This window comes from Peteryoungia ipomoeae (assembly GCF_004912165.1).
GTDB lineage: Bacteria > Pseudomonadota > Alphaproteobacteria > Rhizobiales > Rhizobiaceae > Allorhizobium > Allorhizobium ipomoeae.
Map to the genome: position 1 here is coordinate 193,531 of NZ_STGV01000001.1, position 19,987 is coordinate 213,517.

Annotated in this window: 17 protein-coding genes; 8 read left to right on the plus strand and 9 right to left on the minus strand. The window is 60.3% G+C overall.

The window, feature by feature from the left end:
- Positions 1-21: 21 nt before the first annotated feature.
- The gene (locus tag FAA97_RS00930; RefSeq protein ID WP_136596658.1) at positions 22-363 is read left to right on the plus strand and encodes a RidA family protein; all 342 of its coding nucleotides are present in this window, start codon (positions 22-24) and stop codon (positions 361-363) included.
- A 73-nt stretch (positions 364-436) separates the two neighbouring features.
- Here the strand turns inward: FAA97_RS00930 and FAA97_RS00935 are convergent, their stop codons facing one another.
- The 3 genes from FAA97_RS00935 to FAA97_RS00945 all read right to left on the minus strand — a co-directional run bounded on the left by FAA97_RS00935 (position 437) and on the right by FAA97_RS00945 (position 4,360).
- Positions 437-2,089 carry a thiamine pyrophosphate-binding protein gene (locus FAA97_RS00935; protein ID WP_136596659.1) on the minus strand — a complete coding sequence of 551 codons (1,653 nt, stop codon included), beginning with the start codon at positions 2,087-2,089 and terminating at the stop codon, positions 437-439.
- Positions 2,086-3,285 (minus strand): succinate--glutarate CoA-transferase, encoded by a 1,200-nt coding sequence (gene caiB / locus FAA97_RS00940; protein ID WP_136596660.1) that lies wholly within the window; start codon positions 3,283-3,285, stop codon positions 2,086-2,088. Before caiB ends, FAA97_RS00935 begins: the two co-directional genes overlap by 4 nt.
- 124 nt (positions 3,286-3,409) lie before the next feature.
- On the minus strand, positions 3,410-4,360 hold the full coding sequence (locus FAA97_RS00945; protein WP_136596661.1) for an alpha/beta hydrolase: 951 nt from the start codon (positions 4,358-4,360) through the stop codon (positions 3,410-3,412).
- A gap of 172 nt (positions 4,361-4,532) precedes the next feature.
- On the opposite strand from FAA97_RS00945, the gene FAA97_RS00950 reads away from it, so the two are divergent.
- From FAA97_RS00950 to metF, 4 genes are all read left to right on the plus strand, one after another.
- Positions 4,533-6,329 carry a hypothetical protein gene (locus FAA97_RS00950; protein WP_136596662.1) on the plus strand — a complete coding sequence of 599 codons (1,797 nt, stop codon included), beginning with the start codon at positions 4,533-4,535 and terminating at the stop codon, positions 6,327-6,329.
- Positions 6,330-6,441: 112 nt separating this feature from the next.
- Entirely contained in the window at positions 6,442-8,091 is a 1,650-nt protein-coding gene (ettA, locus tag FAA97_RS00955) for an energy-dependent translational throttle protein EttA (protein ID WP_136596663.1), read from the plus strand.
- A 140-nt stretch (positions 8,092-8,231) separates the two neighbouring features.
- Positions 8,232-9,239 (plus strand): ArsR/SmtB family transcription factor, encoded by a 1,008-nt coding sequence (locus FAA97_RS00960; protein WP_136596664.1) that lies wholly within the window; start codon positions 8,232-8,234, stop codon positions 9,237-9,239.
- Complete coding sequence (gene metF, locus FAA97_RS00965) at positions 9,239-10,144, plus strand: methylenetetrahydrofolate reductase [NAD(P)H] (protein WP_136596665.1); 906 nt, start codon at positions 9,239-9,241, stop codon at positions 10,142-10,144. Before FAA97_RS00960 ends, metF begins: the two co-directional genes overlap by 1 nt.
- A gap of 555 nt (positions 10,145-10,699) precedes the next feature.
- On the opposite strand, the gene FAA97_RS00970 is transcribed toward metF, so the two are convergent.
- From FAA97_RS00970 to FAA97_RS00980, 3 genes are all read right to left on the minus strand, one after another.
- A complete protein-coding gene (locus tag FAA97_RS00970; RefSeq protein ID WP_136596666.1) occupies positions 10,700-11,479 on the minus strand; it encodes a glycoside hydrolase family 25 protein in 780 nt (259 codons plus the stop codon).
- Positions 11,480-11,609: 130 nt separating this feature from the next.
- Complete coding sequence (locus FAA97_RS00975; protein ID WP_246041306.1) at positions 11,610-12,272, minus strand: class I SAM-dependent methyltransferase; 663 nt, start codon at positions 12,270-12,272, stop codon at positions 11,610-11,612.
- Positions 12,269-13,519, minus strand: a complete 1,251-nt coding sequence (locus FAA97_RS00980) for a BtaA family protein (protein ID WP_136596667.1) — start codon at positions 13,517-13,519, stop codon at positions 12,269-12,271. The genes FAA97_RS00975 and FAA97_RS00980 overlap by 4 nt, the downstream gene beginning before the upstream one ends.
- A gap of 200 nt (positions 13,520-13,719) precedes the next feature.
- Between FAA97_RS00980 and FAA97_RS00985 the strand changes: the two genes are divergently transcribed.
- Positions 13,720-15,081 (plus strand): serine hydrolase domain-containing protein, encoded by a 1,362-nt coding sequence (locus tag FAA97_RS00985; protein WP_246041307.1) that lies wholly within the window; start codon positions 13,720-13,722, stop codon positions 15,079-15,081.
- 13 nt (positions 15,082-15,094) lie between these two features.
- Here the strand turns inward: FAA97_RS00985 and FAA97_RS00990 are convergent, their stop codons facing one another.
- The 3 genes from FAA97_RS00990 to FAA97_RS01000 form a co-directional block, all read right to left on the minus strand.
- Entirely contained in the window at positions 15,095-16,009 is a 915-nt protein-coding gene (locus tag FAA97_RS00990; protein ID WP_136596669.1) for a lytic transglycosylase domain-containing protein, read from the minus strand.
- A gap of 143 nt (positions 16,010-16,152) precedes the next feature.
- A complete protein-coding gene (locus FAA97_RS00995; RefSeq protein WP_136596670.1) occupies positions 16,153-16,788 on the minus strand; it encodes a LysE family translocator in 636 nt (211 codons plus the stop codon).
- A 47-nt stretch (positions 16,789-16,835) separates the two neighbouring features.
- Positions 16,836-18,050, minus strand: a complete 1,215-nt coding sequence (locus FAA97_RS01000) for a pyrophosphate--fructose-6-phosphate 1-phosphotransferase (protein ID WP_136596671.1) — start codon at positions 18,048-18,050, stop codon at positions 16,836-16,838.
- 339 nt (positions 18,051-18,389) lie between these two features.
- Between FAA97_RS01000 and FAA97_RS01005 the strand changes: the two genes are divergently transcribed.
- Together FAA97_RS01005 and FAA97_RS01010 are read left to right on the plus strand one after the other, a co-directional pair.
- Positions 18,390-19,127 carry a J domain-containing protein gene (locus FAA97_RS01005; protein WP_136596672.1) on the plus strand — a complete coding sequence of 246 codons (738 nt, stop codon included), beginning with the start codon at positions 18,390-18,392 and terminating at the stop codon, positions 19,125-19,127.
- Positions 19,124-19,885 carry an N-acetylmuramoyl-L-alanine amidase gene (locus FAA97_RS01010; protein WP_136596673.1) on the plus strand — a complete coding sequence of 254 codons (762 nt, stop codon included), beginning with the start codon at positions 19,124-19,126 and terminating at the stop codon, positions 19,883-19,885. Before FAA97_RS01005 ends, FAA97_RS01010 begins: the two co-directional genes overlap by 4 nt.
- The last annotated feature ends 102 nt before the right edge of the window (positions 19,886-19,987 follow it).

Sequence of the window (19,987 nt, forward strand, 5' to 3'; positions counted from 1 at the left end):
CTTAAAGCAGGAGTGAAGTCCATGAGCATCAAGCGTATCGAACCCGGCAAGCGCATGAGCGGCGCCGTCGTTCACGGCAACACCGTCTATCTCGCCGGTCAGGTCGGTGAAGGCGCGACGGTTGCCGAGCAGTCGAAGGCCGCCTTGGCCGAAGTTGATCGTCTGCTGGCCGCTGCCGGTTCGAACAAGTCGAAGATCCTGCAGACCATCATCTACCTTGCAGACATGTCGACCTTTGCCGAAATGAACGCCGTTTGGGAAGGCTGGATCGATCCGGAAAACCCGCCGGCCCGCGCCACGAGCGGCGCGCCGCTCGCCACGCGCGACTACAAGGTCGAGTTCATCGTGACCGCTGCCATCTGATTTATTTGGCAACGTGTAGAATGCGAAAGGCCGGGAGCGATCCCGGCCTTTTCTCTTTGAAGTCAAGGATCTGTCAGGCCTTGTTGCGAATTTGGGTCAATGTCCGCGCCGGCGTGATCGCTTCCGGGTCGAGCTTGATTTCGATGATCGCCGGCTTTCCGCTTGCGCGGGCGCGCAGGAAGGCAGGCGCAAAGTCCTCGGTCGTTTCGACGGTTTCGCCATGGCCGCCATAGGCTTTCGCCAGCGCTGCGAAATCGGGATTGGTCAGGTCGGTCGCGCTGACCCGGCCGGGGTATTCGCGCTCCTGGTGCATGCGGATCGTGCCGTAGATGCCATTGTTGATGACGAGCGTGATGATCGGCAGATCGTAACGCATGGCGGTCGCCAACTCCTGGCCATGCATCATGAAGCAGCCGTCACCGGCAAAGCAGATGACCTCGCGCTCGGGAAAGAGGTGCTTGGCAGCAACTGCGGCCGGCAGGCCATAGCCCATGGAGCCGGAGGTCGGGGCGGCCTGGGTGTTGAAGGCCTGGAAGCGGTGGAAGCGGTGCAGCCATGTGGCGTAGTTGCCGGCGCCATTGGTGAAAATCGCATTCTTCGGCGTGTTGGCCTCGATCCAGTCCATGATCGGTCCCATCTGAACCGCGCCGGGGCCGGTTTTCGGCGGCGTTGACCAGGCGAGGTAGGCTTCATGCATGGTCTCGGTGCGGGCGGCCCAGTTCGGCTCTCCGACGGACTCAAGCGCGGTGAGTGCTGCAACGAATTCTTCCGGTGCGGCACAGATCGCGAGATCGGCGCGGTAGACGCGGCCAAGCTCGGACGGGTCAGGATGCACATGCACGAGCTTTTGCGCCGGGTAGGGGATGTCCATCAGCGTATAGGACGAAGACGGCATTTCCGAGAAGCGGCCACCGAGCAAGATCAGCAGATCTGCCTCCTTCACTTCTTTGGCCAGCGCCGGATTGATGCCGATACCGACATCGCCGGCATAGGACGGGTGCAGGTGATCGAAAAGCATCTGGCGGCGGAAGGAGCAGCCGACGGGCAGCTTGAATTTTTCTGCAAAGGCCTGGATGCCGGCGACTGAAGCCTCACTCCAGCGCGTGCCACCGAGAACGATCATCGGCCGCTTGGCGGTCTTCAGCATCTCGCCCAATTTCGCAATCTGTGAGGGGCCGGGATGGGCCTCGACGGGGGTGTGCGGCTTCGCCTCGGGCGCTTCGACCTCGTCGAGCAGCATATCTTCCGGCAGTGTCAGCACGACCGGGCCGGGGCGACCGGAGGTGGCGACAGCGAAGGCGCGCGTGATGAATTCCGGGATGCGGCGGGCATCGTCGATTTCACCGACCCATTTGGCAAATTCGGTGAAGGCGCGGCGATATTCGACCTCCTGGAAGGCTTCGCGCTCCTTCATGTCGCGGCCGATCTGGCCGATGAAAAGGATCATCGGGATCGAGTCCTGACGCGCCACATGCAGGCCAGCCGAGGCGTTCGTCGCACCCGGACCGCGCGTGACCATGCAGATGCCGGGCTTGCCGGTGAGGCGGCCCCAGGCATCGGCCATCATTGCGGCGCCACCTTCCTGGCGGCAGACCAGCGTTTCGATGCCGCTGTCCTTCAGCGCGTCGAGCACTGCGAGGTAGCTCTCGCCGGGAACGCAGGACACGCGCTCCACCCCGTTGGCCTTCAGGGCCTCGACAACAAGGGCTCCGCCGGTTCTCTTCATTTTGTCTTCCTTTCCAGCTCGGCCAGTTCGGCCAGAATGTCTTCGCCGTGTTCGCCGATGCGCGGGCTCGGGCGTTCATAGCGTAGCGGTGTTTCAGAGAGCACAATCGGCGTGCGCACAGAGGGGATCACGGTGCCCTTGTCGTCGGTGAGCTCGATCTTCAGGCCGCGTGCCTCAACTTGCGGATCGGCGAACATTTCCTTGATGGAGTTGATCGGTCCGGCCGGCACGGCATTGGCCTCGCAGGCTGAGAGAAGCTCGCGCTTCTGCCATTTTGCGGTTTCGGCGGTGACGATGCGGCGGACCTCGACCTTGTTGGCGACGCGGGCCTTGTTGGTGGCAAAACGCTCGTCTTCGGCCACCGAGGGGATGCCGAGGATGGCACAAAGACGCCGGAACTGGCCGTCATTGCCCACCGCGAGAATCAAGTGGCCGTCTGCGGTTGGCACCACCTCGTAAGGGCTGATGTTGGGGTGGGCATTGCCAAGCCGAGTGGGCGCCTTGCCCGAGATCAGATAGTTCATATTCTGGTTGGCGAGCACCGCCGACATGACGTCGAGCAGGGCCATGTCTATGAACTGGCCCTGGCCGGTCTTCATGACATGGATGAGAGCAGCCTGGATGGCGGTCACCGCATAGATGCCGGTGAAGATGTCGGCGATGGCAACGCCCGCCTTCATCGGCTCGCCGTCCTTTTCGCCCGTGATCGACATGAAGCCGGACATGCCCTGGACGATGTAGTCGTAACCGGCGAAATCGGCATAGGGGCCATCCTGGCCGAAACCGGTGATCGAGCAATAGACGAGTTTTGGATTGATCGCCTTCAGGCTTTCGTAGTCGAGGCCGTATTTTGCCAAGCCGCCGCGCTTGAAGTTCTCGATCACGACATCCGCCGAGGCGCAGAGGCGGCGGACCGTTTCCTGGCCGTCAGGCGTTTTCAAGTCGACGGCGATGGAGCGCTTGTTGCGATTGGTCGAATGGTAATAGGCCGCCGAGAGGTTTTCGCCATCGGCACCTTCGACAAAGGGAGGCCCCCAGGCGCGGGTGTCGTCACCTCCATCAGGGTTTTCCACCTTGATCACGTCGGCACCGAGATCGGCGAGCATCTGGCCGGCCCAGGGGCCAGCAAGGACGCGGGCGAGCTCGATCACGCGGATACCAGCGAGCGGCGGCGGGGCGGGGGATGAAGGTGTCATCGATATCCTGTCGGCCATGGTGGAGCGCTTGGTACCGGCATGGCACTGGCCATGACTTTTCCTCGCGGTCAGCACCGGTTTAGCCGTCCTTCAGGCCTGGCGCACGCGATATTGTCTCATGGCATCATTCCGTTTCGGCAAGACGAGCCGGTTGAAAGTGTCGGTCGAGCCACTGCGCGAGGTCCTCGATTGCCTTCTGGCGATCCGTGTCGTTCAGAGTTTCGTGGCGGGCATTCGGATAGATGGTGGTGCTGACATCGCGGAGGCCTGCAGCCTTCAGGCGCTCGCCGAGCCAGCGGATCGCGGCCCCTTTCTCGGTCGCCGGATCTTCACCGCCGCCAACGAGATAGATGGGCATGGACGAGCGCAACTGCCGAAGGGCATTGTCGCTGGCCCCGTCAAATGTGAGCTGAAAAATGGTGCGCCACAGGGAGACGCTTGCGTCGAAGCCGCAGAGCGGATCGGCAATATAGGCGTCGACCACAGCTGGATCATGGGAGATCCAGTCGAAATCGGTCCGTCGCGGTGAAATGGAGCGACCCCAGGCGGCAAAGGTGGCCATGGGCAGGATAAAAGACGGTACGTCCGAACCCTTCAGCGCCTGCTCAATCTTGAGGACCAGCTGTGCAAACCGGCCAGCTATGCCCGGGTTGAAATTGGAGTTCCAGACCGTTAGCGCTTGAAACGAATCTGGGTGTTGCTCGGCGGTGTTGAGCGCGATCAGCCCGCCCATCGAGTGACCAAAGAGAACAACGGGCAGGCCGGGGTGTTCGGAAACGGCAAGGTCACGCATGGCAAGGACGTCTGCGATCACCTCTGCCTTGCCCGGCAATGCTGCAAAGCGTCCAAGGGGCGCACCCGGCGCGGTTGTTTGGCCATGGCCGCGGTGATCGTGAACATAGACGTGGTAACCCCGATTGGCCATCGCGACAGCAAATGCCTGATAGCGGCGCGAATGCTCAGCCAAGCCATGGCAGACGACTATCGAGGCCCGCGCCGGTATCGCAGCTTTTTCCCGGTGATAGGCAAGCACGGCCCCGCTTGGCGACAGGTGAGTGTTTTGGTCATTGAACATGATGTCCTCCAATCGCCATAGGAAATGATCTGGTTGGTGAGGGCAACTGCGCAAAGGCAAGCGCATCCACAGTTCATTGAGCCTGCCCGCACGAGAATTATGAAACGGCTTGATAAACCTGATTTAAGGAATTCCCGTCAAGGTAGCACACGATCTGGAAGGGGACAGGGCTTTGGCAACAGTGGGAGAGGTGCGCGTCGAAACGACGGATCGCAGAGGTTCAGGGCTGACGTCCATGCTTGCGCTCGTCCTGTTTGTCGTCGCGGTGCTTCTGGTTCTGCTTGATATCGCTGACGGCCAGGGACTGCTTCGTGATGTCGACGATGGTCTGCGGGAATATCAGATACGTTTGTATCTCAGCGGCGCATCATCCTGGTTTGATCTTTCCATGCCGCAGATCAGGACGCCTGATCTCTATGTGTCCCCGTGGTCGCGGCTGGTCGATCTTCCCTATGTGCTGCTCTACTGGGCTTACCTGCCATTGCTCGGCGAGACGCAGGCTCTCGCCGCCTCATTTTCGACATGGCCGCTGGTCATGCTGGCAATCTACGTGATGCTGGTCGCAAAGTTTGTCACGCCGGTCCTGGCGCAATCCGAATGGCCGATTTTGCGGATCATCCTGATTTCGGCGCTCATGATGGTGCTGATGTCGGTTGCGGTTCTGGAGTTCGTGCCCGGTCGCATCGATCACCACAATGTCCAGATCCTGTGTGCGCTTGCGATGATGGTGGGACTGAGGTCCTTTGACCGGGGCGGCGGCGTGCTCATTGGACTTGCCTCCGCAATCTCTGTCGTTGTCGGCCTTGAATGCGTGCCGATGATCGCTGTGGCCTATTGCGGCATGGTTTCGGCCTGGTTATTCGACCCGGAACGCAGTGCGCGCGTGCTCTCCTGGGCAGGCGGAACACTTGCAATTTCCTCCATCGTTCTGGCTGTCGCTTTCATCAGCCCGGCAGCCCTTTCGACGGTTGCCTGCGATAGTTTCTCGGCGCCTTATGCTTATCTTGCCGTCGGCTACGGTGTTATCGCGGCAGCCGTGCCCCTATGGTTTGGCCGGGTGTCTTTGCCGGGGCGTCTGGCGGCCATGGTTTTACCATCTCTTGCGATGCTCGCCCTCGTCATCGCGCTGTTTCCGGAATGTCTCACTGGGCCTTACTGGATGGTCGATGATATCGCCCGGCGATACTGGCTTGATCCGATCCCGCAGGAGCACGGGCTCTGGCATCAGTTGGAGCTGGGGCATTATTCGGTCGCAAGTAGCGTCGTGCTCCTGGTGATCCTTCTTTTCGCGGCGCTTGGGGCCATTCTGCCGCAGGCAGGACGCAGGCCCGGTCTTGCCGTGGCGCTGGCCGTGGCGTGCGCGGTGGCCGTTCTGACGCTTGCCCAGATGCGCTTTATTCGGTTCGCAGCAGCGATGATCCCGCTTTTCCTTCCCTATGTTCTCCTCGCCCTGACAGACCGGGAGCAAAGACTGAGGGCCTTGCAGGGCGTTCATGGTTCACTTGGCGGGTTCGCCATCTTCGCCCTTGCATTTCTGATGGTGCCTAAAGTCGCTGCCGCATACCGTGTCGAGATGAGCATGGGAAACCCCTGTGACGCGGGAGATTTTTCGGTCCTCGCGACGCTGCCGTCCGGGCGAATTCTTGCGCCCCACGGACTTGGTGTTCCGATTCTTCTGCAAGGCGATGGCCGTCATCCCGTCAACGCGGTGCCTTTTCACCGCGCGGCGCCCGGAATGAGCCTTGGATTTCAAGCTCTCGCCGGTTCCGATGCATCGGTGCGACAGCGGCTTATGAAGGGCTTCAGCTATGTTGCCGTCTGTCGTTTGCCGGAGACCCTTTCGGGCAGCGGTAACGGCCTTTACGAAACGCTCGCCAGAGGCGAAACGTGGCCAGGCCTTGTGCCGGTCGATACCGGCGCTGGCAATCCCTTGCAGATCTACAGGATCGATCTGCAAAATCTTCGCTGAGTGGGCTTGCCGCCTAGCAATTTCTCATTGGTTTTGGGGCGAATGCATTGCTCCGCAGGCGCAATTCGCCTACATAGCGGCAACTTTCCCTTCTGCCCGGAGCAATTTCACGATGGCACGCCAGTTCATCTATCACATGTCGGGACTCAGCAAGTCCTACGGCGCCAAGAAGATCCTCGAGAACATTCATCTCTCGTTCTATCCCGATGCCAAGATCGGTATTCTCGGCCCGAACGGCGCCGGTAAGTCGACCGTACTGCGCATCATCGCCGGTCAGGACAAGGAATACACCGGTGAGGCCTGGCTCGCCGAAGGCGCGACCGTCGGCTATCTCGAGCAGGAGCCGCACCTCGATCCGAACAAGAACGCCTTCGAAAACGTCATGGAAGGCGTGGCCGACAAGCAGGCCGTGCTCGACCGTTACAACGAACTGATGATGAACTATTCCGACGAGACCGCCGATGAAGGCGCCAAGCTCCAGGACATCATCGACAGCCAAAACCTCTGGGATCTCGAACAGCAGGTCGAGATGGCGATGGAAGCGCTGCGCTGCCCGCCGAAGGATTCGGATGTCACCGTGCTTTCGGGTGGTGAACGCCGCCGTATCGCGCTCTGCCGCCTGCTTCTGTCGCAGCCGGACCTGCTGCTGCTCGACGAGCCGACCAACCACCTTGACGCCGAGACCATCGCCTGGCTGGAAAAGCACCTGCGCGATTATCCGGGCGCCGTGATGATGATCACCCACGACCGCTACTTCCTAGACAACGTTACGGGCTGGATCCTCGAGCTCGACCGCGGCCGCGGCATTCCTTATGAAGGCAACTACTCTGCCTACCTGACGGCCAAGGCCAAGCGCATGCAGCAGGAAGCCCGCGACGAAGCCGGTCGCCAGAAGGCGCTTTCGCGCGAACAGGAATGGATTGCCTCCAGCCCGAAGGCCCGTCAGGCGAAGTCCAAGGCCCGTATCAAGGCCTATGAACAGCTGGTCGATGCGGCGGAAAACATCCGCCCCGGCGATGCACAGATCATCATTCCGGTCTCCGAGCGCCTCGGTCAGGTCGTCATCGAGCTGGAAGGCATCAAGAAGGGCTTTGACGGTCGCACGCTGATCAACGACCTGTCGATCAAGCTGCCGCCGGGCGGCATCGTCGGCATCATCGGCCCGAACGGCGCCGGCAAGTCGACGCTGTTCAAGATGATCACCGGTCAGGAAAAGCCGGATGAAGGCACGATTCGCATCGGCGATACCGTTCATCTCGGCTATGTCGACCAGAGCCGCGACGCGCTCGATGGCAACAAGACCGTTTGGGAAGAAATCTCCGGCGGTGCCGAAGTCATCAAGCTCGGCAAGTTCGACATGAACTCACGCGCCTATTGCGGCGCCTTCAACTTCAAGGGTGGCGACCAGCAGCAGAAGGTCGGCAATCTCTCTGGCGGTCAGCGCAACCGCGTTCACCTTGCCAAGATGCTGAAGGCCGGCGGCAACGTTCTCCTGCTCGACGAACCGACCAACGACCTTGATACGGAAACGCTCGGTGCGCTTGAAAGCGCGCTCGAAGCCTTTGCCGGCTGCGCGATCATCATCAGCCACGATCGCATGTTCCTCGACCGTCTCGCGACCCACATCCTGGCGTTTGAAGGCGATGGCCATGTCGAATGGTTCGAAGGCAACTTCGAGGACTATGAGCAGGACAAGATCCGCCGCCTCGGTCCCGACGCGCTGAACCCCGGCAGCCAGGCCTACAAGCGGCTGACGCGCTGAGGCTTTTGCAACCTGCATCACGAAAAAGCGGTCGCCCTATCGGCGGCCGTTTTTCTTTGAGGTCTGTGGTCGCAAAAACCCCCTTGCTTCATTTCTCAATCAGACATAAAGATATCTTTATGTGATTATTGGGGTTGTCGATGAAGTTTGGCATTGATCGTTTAGTGGATCTTTTGAAGGCTGCGGGAGAGCCGACGCGCTTGCGGCTTCTCGAGCTTCTGTCTGCCGGCGACCTGACGGTTACCGATCTTACCGAAATTCTGGGGCAATCCCAACCGCGTATCTCGCGGCACTTGAAGCTCCTTGGGGAAGCGGGGTTGGTCGATCGGTATCAGGAAGGCGCCTGGGCTTACTTTCGGCTGAAGCAGGAAGGCGACGGCGTCACGTTCATCCGCCAACTGCTTCAGGCAAGCGAAGATGCAGATCCGGTGTTGTCGCGCGACCGGGAGCGTCTTGCTTCGGTGAAGCGGGCGCGCGCGGAAAAGGCGCAAGCCTATTTCAGCCGCAATGCTGCAGAATGGGATGAATTGCGCCGACTGCATGTGAATGATTCGGAGGTCGAGGCGGCCCTTGTGACCCTGATCGGAGAAGAGCCGGTCGAGGCGCTCCTGGATCTTGGTACCGGAACCGGACGTATCCTGCAGCTGTTCTCGGATCGTTACCGGCGGGCGGTTGGTATCGACGCAAGCCGCGACATGCTGGCCGTTGCCCGCTCCAATCTCGACAAGGCGGGGGTGAAGTCCGCAACCGTCCGGCATGGCGATATTCTTAACCTGCCGCTCGACGCCAGCGATTACGACATTGTCACCGTCCATCAGGTGCTTCACTTCCTGGAGCAGCCGGAACTGGCGCTCGCCGAGGCGGTGCGCATGCTGCGCCCGGGCGGCCGTCTCGTCATCATCGACCTTGCTCCGCATGAGCTGGAGTATCTGCGCGACGACCATGCCCATCTGCGGCTGGGATTTGCGCATTCTGTCATGTCTGACTGGCTGACGCGGCTCGGGCTCACCATGGAACAAGTCGTTGATCTTCCGCCGTCTCAGACCGGCGGCGAGGGCTTGACGGTGACCATCTGGATTGCCCGCCGAGGCGAGCGCACGACAAGCCAAGCCTCCTTGACACCCCTTGCATTGACCGGGAGCGACTGATGACCGACACAAATCCCACCATCGGCAATGATCAGACGATGAAGGTTTCATTCGAGTTCTTTCCGCCAAAATCACCCGACATGGAAGGCCAGCTCTGGGAGACCGTAAAGGCACTGCAGGCGGTCTCTCCTGATTTCGTTTCCGTCACCTATGGCGCCGGCGGCACGACGCGAGAGCCGACGCTCGCGACTGTGCGTCGCCTGATTGCCGAGACGCCGCTTGCCACCGCAGCGCATCTGACCTGTGTCGGTGCCACGCGCCAGGACGTGCAGGCTGTCGTTGAGGAGTTCAGGGCCGCTGGTGTTCGACATTTCGTCGCCCTGCGCGGCGATCCGCAGGGCGGGGTTGGGTCGCGCTATGAGCCGCATCCAGGCGGCTTTGAGAATGCCGCAGCCCTGGTGCGCGGGCTTCGCGACATGGGTGATTTTGAAATCTCCGTGTCGGCCTATCCGGAGAAGCATCCGGAGAGCGCCGATGACGCTGCCGATATCGATATGCTGAAGCGGAAGGTCGATGCGGGCGCAACACGAGCACTGACGCAGTTCTTTTTCGACAACGACGTGTTTGAAGCTTATCTGGATCGCGTTCGGGCAGCGGGCATCAGCATTCCCATTGTGCCGGGGATCATGCCTATCCAGAACCTCACACAGCTCAAGCGTTTTGCCGGCATGTGCGGGGCAAGCGTTCCGGACGCGTTTGACCGCCGTTTCGCGGCGGTCGAGGGCGATGCCCAGGGGCGTGCTGCGGTGGCCGCCGATATCGCCGCCGAACAGATTGCCGATCTCAAGCGCCGCGGACTGGATGAGTTCCACATCTACACGATGAACCGTGCGCCGCTTACCCTTGCTACGCTGGCACGGCTGGGTGTCGTGGGTGCAAAGGACAGGACGGAAGCCGCTGCCTGAGCGACAGCGCTCTTCGCTGCGATGGAATAGAAAAAGGCGCCGGACCAGATGGTCGGGCGCCTTGTTGTTTTGTCAAAGTCTGCTTTGGAGAGGCCTAGGTCGGCCGCCTCATGGCTTGGTGGTTGACCTGATCACGTGATCAGATGAACAGCATCGTGGCTATGAAAACAAACGCCGCACCGATGATAAGGACGTTAAGCGAATTGGTCAGTCCCATGTGTGCCTCCTTGCGTTGACCGTTAGATAGTATGTTCCTTTTGTGTCAAAGCAAGGGGGAAACGATGCTGCACCGCCGTAGGGCTTACTATGATGACCTGTTGCTGCGGCTAATATGTATGTTCTTTCAATTGCGTAGACAGTTCACGAATTTTAACGAAGTTTAACGCTTGCGCGAGCGCGATCGCCTCGTGTTGGACACAGCGAGCAGCAGGAGAACGGATTGAGCGGTGTTTATCGCGCTATCGATCCGAGTTCACTTGGAAGGCTGTCCCCGTCTTCGGCACTCGCATGTGCGACGGCGTGAAGCTGGTGTCGGGCCGCGGTCTCGCTCGTCACTCATTTCGAGACAGAGGCCATCCAGTTGCGCCAAGCTCCCCGGTTGCCGGCGAAAACGTTGATGTCTGTATCGCCATCGACCCCGGGTACGGTGCCCGTCGATGTATATTGCCAGAAGGTCCAGTTTCGACCGGGATAGATCTCGCTTGGGTGTTGCGCCACGGCTCTTACCCAAAAGGGGTGATCAGGAAAATGTCCCTCAAGATTCTCGCGGTGGAAATCGACCGTCGTGTAGATGATCGGCCGTTTGCCGTAGTGTGCATGCAGGCGCTGCAGAAAGCGCTGCAATTCTGCCCTTACCGCCGGTGGTTCCGGCCGCAAACGGCAGGTCTTCGAGGTCGGGTTCCACTCGGCATCGAGCACCGGGGGAAGGTGCACCGCTTCCTTGGGAACATTGGCGATGAACCAGTCCGCCTGAACATCTGCGGGCGTGCAGAAATAGAAGAAGTGATAGGGTGCATGGGCGATCCCTGCAGCGCGCGCGCCCTGCCAATAGGCGTGGAAGCCGCTGTCCAGCCGATCGCCGCCTTCGGTCGCCTTGATGAAGGCAAAGTCGACGCCGGATTTGCGCACCGAGTGCCATTCGACCGCCCCGTTCCACTTGGAGACGTCGATGCCGTGGACCTCGTGCCGATGCGGGGTGCGTCCATTGAAATCCTGAGGGTCGCTGTCGGCGAAGCGTGGACGCTCCACCGCGCTGTCCAGAACGGAGGTCGCACTCGATGTGCAGCCTGCTGCTGCCAGACCCAGCAACAGCCATGGTATCGTCGCCCAGCGCATCAAACCCAACCCGATCCCCGAAGTCATCCCCGTGGTAAGTCGACGCTCCCGCCTGCGGGAATCGCATTTCAGCCTACACGGGGTCGATCATTGCGGAGATTGTCAGACTTGCCAACGGGAGCCTTGATTTTTAGCGTTTCACGATCGCGTGCCAGGCATAGCCTCTGGCGATCGGGGTGAAGCGAAGCTCCGCGCCCAATACTTCACAGCGTTTTGCCAGTTCGACCTTCAGGTCCGCGCGGGGCGTGACGTGGAAGCGTGTTAGCCAGGCTTGCAGGGCAGGGCGAGTCCAGCTGGGCAAGTTCTCCTGCTGACCAAAGTCGATGATGTGGAGCGAGCCTCGCGGCGACAGCGCAGCAAGCGCCTGATCGATGGCCGAAGTCCAGTCAGGGATCATGGAGAGCGCATAGGATATCATGATCCGATCGAAGCTTCGCTCTGCGAAGTCGTGCGCCGTAAACCGCGTGGCATCTGCCACGCGCAGCTTCGGGACACTCCCACCGCGCGACAGCTTCGACCGGGCGGTGTCCAGCATCTCGGCGGAGATGTCGAGCCCGAACATGCGCGCCTGTGGGTAGCTGCGCTGCGCGAGCAAGAGGTTGCGACCCGTGCCGCAGCCAATCTCAAGCAGGCTCCCGCCTTGGGGCACGTTAAGGTCGAGGATCATCTGATCGCGCCCAAGCAGATAGTATTTTCGTGTCAGGTCATAGATGTAGCGCTGATAGCGGTACATTCTGTCCATGTCTTCGGCATGCGATGACGATGGGCTGGGCATTTGGCCGCGCATGCTCATGCGGCCCGCTTCTCGTAAATGTGAAAGCCGCCGTAGATGGCCGAGCGATCGCGCAGGTTCAGGCTTGCGGAGCGTTCCGCCTGGTAGTGCCAATGGGCAAGAAGCGAACCCGGTATGCGACCGTTCAGGATGCTATCCTCTGCAGCCGTCCGGAAAATGACGCGGGCTCCTTCCGATGCGCAGCGGGTGATCTCCGTCCACAGCGCGGTCAACTGCGCATCCGTCATCCAGTCCTGGGCGTCGAGAAGCACGACCCGGTCTACAGATCCGGCTTCCTTGGCCGCCAGGAGGTCGGTGACGCTTTCATGATGAACGGTGACGCGGTCTGTTGCGGCGCGGATCGCCTCGTAGTTCTGCGGCTGCAGATAGGTGGGGAGTACGCCTTCCTCGGCCCGCGGATAGCGGCGCATGAAGGCCTGCCAGGCAAAATAGTTGTTGCGCAGTGAAAAGTGGCAGGCAAGCTTTTCCAGACGGTGCTTCAGCACGGGCGCAATGGTGCCGTTATCGGAGAGGCTTGCCAGTTCATCATATTGCTGTGGCGGGATACCCAGACCGAAGAGAGAACTCTTGCGGGCCGTCAGGAAGCGGATGAAGGGCTTCTCGAACAGGGGAGCGATCCTCGTGTCGAAGAACTGACGTTGGTCGCGCAGCGAGCGGCAGTTTTCCATGTCGGTCAGCACAACGCCGTGCGCCCGCGCCAAAAGATGTCCGAGGGCAATGAAGCGTCCGAGAAGCCCCGTGCGATAGATGTTGCTGTTGAAGATCGAGATACGCCGACGACCGGAGAGGCCACGGCGCTGCCAGTAGCTGCGCGTGGCGGCATCGAGCTTTTCATCAAGGTAGCGGTCGTAGAGCCGGACATTGGTGGAAACCCCACTGCCTGACAACATGCGCACGACGGCGGCGTGATCCGGCAGATATTTGAAGGCCGCCAGTTTGAGGCGGTTGAGCGCGATATGGTTGGGGTTGAGATCGACGACGTCGATGTGTTGCGGGCTGCGGCTGAGATAAGCGAGCATGTTGCAGCCGCCAGAACCGATCGTGACGATACGATGATGGGGCGCTAGCTCCATCGCTTCCATATCGACCTCCGGGTCTTCCCAGATCTGCGCATAGACCAGGCCGGAAAAGAGAAGGCCGAATATCCGTTCTGACAAACCGTCTGCAGACAAGGGCGCATGCTGTAGCAGCGCATCCTTCAGTTTTACGTTTCTGCCAAAACCGGCGTCCCGTGCGAGATCTGTCATCTGTCTGCGCCATCCGTTGAAGGTCTGGAGGGTTTAGCCAGACCCCACAACAGTTTGATGACGGCGCGGCTGGGATGCAGGCTTGCGACTTTGCATCGGATGATTTCGGTTGGTTGTGCAGTAAAGGTGCTCAAGCACTTTTGCCTGACATGGTTTGCTGCTTGCATGCAGTGCAGTTGGGCGAAGAGAGGACGCGAATCATGAAGATCTGGAAAGCGGTGCTGGGCGCTGGTGTTGCCGTTGTCGGCGTTGCGGTCGCAAGCGCCGTGGTATTCGTGCCGGTGGATCTGCTGAAGGTCGGCACCGGCTATGCGGCCAAGATCGTCTGCTCGAACGTCTTCATTGCCGGCCGGGATGCCGATGATGTGCTGGCGCTCGATGTCCAGGCACCCGGCCATCCGCTGCTACGGCTTGTGAGTGTTGACGTTTCCGTTGACGACCGGCGCGTGACGGCTGCCATGCCCTTGTCGTTTGCCGCTTCCACCGCGGTTTACCGCGACGGGCTTGGTTGCGCGAATGTTGAGGCTGACGGTCTCGAAGCTGCAAAGGCATTTTCTGCTCCGGTCGCGGGTGCGGCTGTCGCCGATCCTATGCGCACCTGGCCGGAGGGTGCGCTTGTCGGGCAAGTTGATTCGCGTTTGCGTGAGATCCTTGCTGACGAGGCATTGCTCGGCCCGGGATATCGCGCGGTCGTCATCGTGAAGGACGGGCGCATCCTTGGGGAAGCCTATGGCGACAGAATCACCCCGGAGACGCCGCTTCTGGGATGGTCGATGGCAAAGACGGTGAACGCCGCCCTGGTGGGCATCCTGGCCGGGCAGGGCGGTGTCGATCTTGACGATGACCAGCTCTTCGAGGGATGGCGCGATCGAGATCACGCCCGCATCCGCCTAGCCGATCTCCTGGCCATGGAAAGCGGCATCGATTTCAACGAGAGCTACGGCGATCTCGCCGATGTCACGCGTATGCTCTATCTGGAGCGCGATATGGCAGGCTATGTCCAGACCCTAGGGCTGGCCGCTGCGCCGGAGAAACGGTTCAACTACTCCTCCGGTGACAGCGTGCTCATCGCGCGCCACTGGATGAGCAAGCTTCCGACGCTTGAAGTCGCGCACGAATTTCCACGACGAGCTTTGTTTGATCCTTTGGGCATGGACAGTGCCGTTCTTGAAGCTGATGCGAGGGGCACGTTCGTCGGCAGTTCCTACCTCTATGCCACAGCGCACGATTGGGCCCGCTTTGGTCTGCTGCTCGCCAATGACGGGGTCTGGCAGGGCCGGCAGATCGTACCGCTCGACTTTATTGCGCGGATGAAAACACCTTCGTCTGCTTCAAATGGAGCCTATTCGCAGGCGCAGACTTGGCTCAAGGGGCCGGGTGATGAAGATGGGGCAGGTGAGGGCGATACGAGCGCAACACTCTGGATGCTAGGCCATGACGGTCAGTCCATCGCCGTGGATGGCGGGACTGGGCTTGTGGTTGTTCGCCTGGGGCTCACGCCGGCCAAACTCGGTTATCGGCCGCAGCCGCTGCTCAAAGCGATCAGGGACGCGCTGGACTAGCCCGCGCCGCCTATCAATGCATCAGATGCAGCATGCCCTTCTTCTTCGCGTCGTAATAATAGCCGCGTGAGTAGAGCCGAACCGCGTGGTCGTGATCGTTGTCTGCGACCATCCAGGCGCCCTTGAGATATTTGACCGCGTATTTGATGTTGGTTTCGGCATCGAACAAACCGTCAGCACTGCCACTATAGCCCATGGCCTTGGCGGTATTGTAGCGGATTTGCATCAGGCCGTAATTGCCCTTGCTGTAGGCGGCCGGGTTGTAGCGGCTCTCGCGCTTCACCACCCGATGCACAAGATCCTCGGGGATCTCGTAGATCTTGGAGTATTTCGAAATCAGCGCGTTGAGACGTGTCGGTCCGACGGTATCGGAGGTCTTGGCGGAAATTTCTGGTTTCTCGTCTGACGGTGCAGACGTGTCGAAGGGGTCGCCGAAGCTTGTCAGAGCGGTGGCGCGCAGCGGTGAGGCATAGGCAAGCACCACAGGTTTAGGCGAGCCTTCCGCGGCTTCCTGCGCTGTGCTCTCGCCAGCCGGAGCGAGTGTCGCCTGCGCCGACGCTGCATTGGCCGTCATCTGGGCCGTATCTGCCGTTGGTTGGGCCGTCACAGCAGCCAAGGCCTGCGCTGCCGGTGCCTCCGTGGTCGAGGCGAGGGCCGAGGCCTTGAGCGTTGGAACGGGGGCCGCCGTTTCCGTACCCGGGATGATGGGCGCGGGGCCAGTGTTTTCGGCAACGTCCGTCGTTGCGCTTTGCGCATTGGCCGCTTCGGCCTGCTTGGCCATTTTCATTTCAAGCGAGTTGGGATTGCTGAGGCTCGTGGCCGCCAGATCTGCCTTGACGCTATCGTCTATGCCCGTGCAGCCGGTCAAAACAACCAGAAGAGAAGCTGCACATCCCTGAACGATGCCTCGGTCCAACTTGACGATCATGCCGATATCCGTATTCGAGCCGCAGCGACTGCCGGTCGCCTCTTCAGAGCAAATCAATGCTCATTCAATTGCCTTTATTAATCCAACCGTACCATTGCGGCAAGCATGCGGCCAGGCCGGGCCGGATACACGGTCTTCTTGCGTCAGGCGGCGATCTTCCGATAGCCGGCGGTGACCGAACGGGCGGCTATCAAAACGGTGCCGCGCGAGCGATCGGACGCTCTGCGCCGACGGTGTTTTTGCAGGATTTTCCTTATCTTGAATGCAGCCAGGGCATAGGCGACCGCAACGAGACCAGCCATGCCCGCGAAGGCGCCGATCAGGGCAAATGCGTCGCTCGGATTTGCCATGGCGAGCGGTACGAATTGTGGCAAGAAGGCGGCAACAAGGATCAGGGAGTCAGGCTGAATCGTTGTCCGCTTCACGAGATGCGCGACCACCCCCAAAGGCTTTTCGACCGGCAGGTTGTCGTTGTCGGCAACAGGCTCCGTTGCTGTCGGATTGCGCCAGAGATTGATCGCCTTGATTGCGAGCAAACCAAGTCCTGCACCCTGGATAAGCGAGAGCGTGAAAGGCGACGCCAGACCGAGTGTCACCGCAAGCGCAAAGACCAGGGCTGCGGCGCAGAGATGGCCGATGATCACCCCGGTCACCGTTGCAAACGCCGATCGTCTGCCAAGGCCGACCGCAAAGCTTGCCACATCGATCATGCTTCGGCGCGGCAGCGCCAGCAGGATCGCAGAGGTTGTCAAAAAGACCAACCAGATTTGCCAGGTCATCGCATGCATTCCTCCTCAAACGAGGAAGCCAGTTTTCTGCGCCGAGGTCAATTCACAGGGCGGTATTTCTGGCCAAGATAGTCCATAACCTCTGCAAACCAGGGGGTCGAAAGATCGAATGGCTTGCCGCCGCGAATGCGGGGGAATTCGATCGTGCGAAGTCGTCCGCCCTGATCTTCGTCATGGCCGGTTACGCCGGAGATGCCATTCAAGCCGCTTTCGACGGCCAGATCGACCATGCTTTGAATGAGACGCAGGTCCTCGTAGTTGGCGGGGGCGGACCGGGCGTAGTATCCCGATTTCTGGACCATCGAACGCTCGGCATCGAGCAGCTTGGCGAAATGCTTCTGGAACCAGCTGCCGACATTGATCGTGTCGAGCTTGACGTGACCGAATGCGTCGCGCTGGATGGTCTCACCGGCAGCTTCGCGATCGGCGACGATTTCGTCCATGCAGGCGCCTTCCGATACGAACAGGGTGACGTAACCGGTGCGATCCATGATCTCCTTCAGGCGGCTTGCTTCCTGCTCCATGTCGAAATGGGTTTCCGGCAGGTAGAGGCCATCGATGTTCTTCAGCTCCTGGTTCATCATGAAGCCGTCGATATACTCATTGTGCTTGGTACGCTGAATATAGGCGCGTGCGGTCGCCGCCGTCAGCCAGCCGCAGTGGCGACCCATGACCTCGTGAATGACGAGGGTGCGGGGTGCCGCACTCTGTTCGTTGGAGACGTGGTCAAAGAACCGCGCGCCGACATCTGCCGCCGTCCAGGCGCCGAGTGTCTGGCGAATCGGATAGACATCGTTGTCGACGGTTTTTGGCATGCCGACGACGGTCAGGTCATAGCCATTTGCACCGAGATAGGCGGCAAGATCGGCAGCTGTCGTGTTCGTGTCATCGCCGCCGATGGTGTGCAGAATGGTGATGCCATCGGCTGCCAGGCGCTCGGCTGCCACCTGCAGCGGGATCTCGCCGTCCTTGACCAGGCCGCGCTTGATGCAATCGGCGACATTGGTGAGTTTGACCCGGCTGTTGCCGATCGGGGAGCCGCCGTAGCGGTGCAGCACGTGTGCCTTGTCCCGCATTTGCGGGGTGATCTCGATCTTGTAGTCCATCAGGAGGCCGCGGAAACCGGACTTGTAAGCCACGATCTCCGTCTCAGGGGAGATGTCCGTGTAGCGCTCGATCAGACCGCCAACGGCGGAGGAGAGGCAGGGCGCAAGGCCTCCTGCGGTCAGCATTGCGACTTTGTGCTTGGCCATGTGTCCTCCTTGGATGCGTCATCGACGGCACCGCGCTGTTCTCATGCCCCGCATCGATGCGGCACGGGCGCGCTCCTGTAAAGGCCAATTCGGGCCTCCGTCGACGTCTTGGAGGGAGGTGAGGCAAAGACCGATCATTCAATCGTTTCAATCCGATGCTGGTCGTAATCGCCTCTTGTGGATAAGTTCAGGACGGGCAGGCGCATAGGGCGTTCGGTTGAAACCGGGGCATAGGATATGGGGGGGCTTCATCAAAACTGAGCCAAGATGAAGAAAGTTTAATCTGGCTGCTTCCCGCTTCAGCTTGCAATTTGCCGGGATATTTGGTCATTCTTTCGCATGATATTCGATTTCGCCTGCGAGCAGATCTCCTCCTTTTTTGACCGCTTGCTGGGCGCTGTCGGGGATGCTGCCGGAAATGTCCTGGCCACTATCGTCGAGGCGGTGAGAACCGTGTTTGAGGGCGATCCGGAAACGCGACGGCGCGTTTCCTTCTCCGTGGCGATCATCGCGCTCTCCGCCAAGATGGCCAAAGCCGATGGCATCGTTTCGGATGCCGAAGTGCAGGCCTTCCGCAAGATCTTCGATTTTCCGCCGGAAGAGGCGCGCAACGTGGCACGCCTCTACAATCTCGCGCGCCAGGATGTCGCAGGTTTCGAGACCTATGCCGGCAACCTCGCAAACATGTGCCGCACCTGTGATCAATACTGCCCGGTGCTCGAGGACATCGTTGACGCGTTGTTCCACATCGCGAAGGCCGATGGACTAGTGCATGAGAAGGAGCTGGCGTTTCTGTCGCGGACGGCTGAAATCTTCGGCGTATCCGAAGAGCGCTTCGAGCAGCTCGCCCATCGTCACATTCATCTGGACGGCGATCCCTATGGTGTCCTCGGTGTTCAGCCCTCCGATGATTTCGCCACGATCAAGCGTCGCTATCGTGCGCTTGCGGCTGAAAACCATCCGGACCGCCTGCATGCCCGCGGTGTGCCGACGGAATTCCATGCGGTTGCCCATCATCGCATGGCGCGCTTCAACGCGGCTTACTCTGCCATCGAGAAGGCGCGCCGCGCTGCATGACCAGCTTTCTGCCTGACTATCAGCGGGCGGAAGTCTGTGCATCGCCGAATTTTGGCGACCGTGCTGATGCGTGTCGGCCGGATATGATCATCCTCCACTATACGGGCATGCCGAGCGCGCAAGGTGCGCAGGATTGGCTTTGTTCTCCCGAAAGCCAGGTCTCCAGCCACTATCTGGTGCATGAGGACGGTCGTGTCGTGCAGATGGTGCCCGAGAGCAAGCGCGCCTGGCACGCCGGCAAGAGCATATGGGCCGATGTAACGGACATCAATTCACGCTCGATTGGCATCGAGATTGCCAATGGCGGTCATCCAGAAGGCCTTCCGGATTTCCCCTCCATGCAGATCCAGGCGGTGATCGAATTGTGTCTGGATTGTGTCGAGCGGCATCAAATCCGGGCTGAGCGGGTCTTGGCGCACTCCGATGTCGCCCCTATTCGCAAGGTCGATCCCGGTGAAAATTTCCCTTGGCGGAAGCTGCATGGGCAAGGGGTAGGGCACTGGGTTGAGCCCACCCCGATCGGTGGGGGGCGCTACTTCCAGCGTGGCGAGATGGGCGCACCCATCGAGGCCTTGCAATCGATGTTGGCGCTCTACGGGTATGGCGTTGAAATAACCGGCAATTATTGTGAAATGACGGAAGGTGTCGTTGCTGCATTCCAGCGTCACTTCCGCCCTTTAAAGGTGGATGGCGTCGCCGATTCTTCGACCATTGATACCTTGCATCGGCTGCTCGTCGCACTGCCGCGTTACCGGTAAATGCGGGGCCGCGAATTTCGTTCCGCCGGTGATTTTGTGCGATGCGTCACAGGAATTCCTTATTGCGCAGCTTTAAAGGTCTTGCTGAACAGTGACTGATGT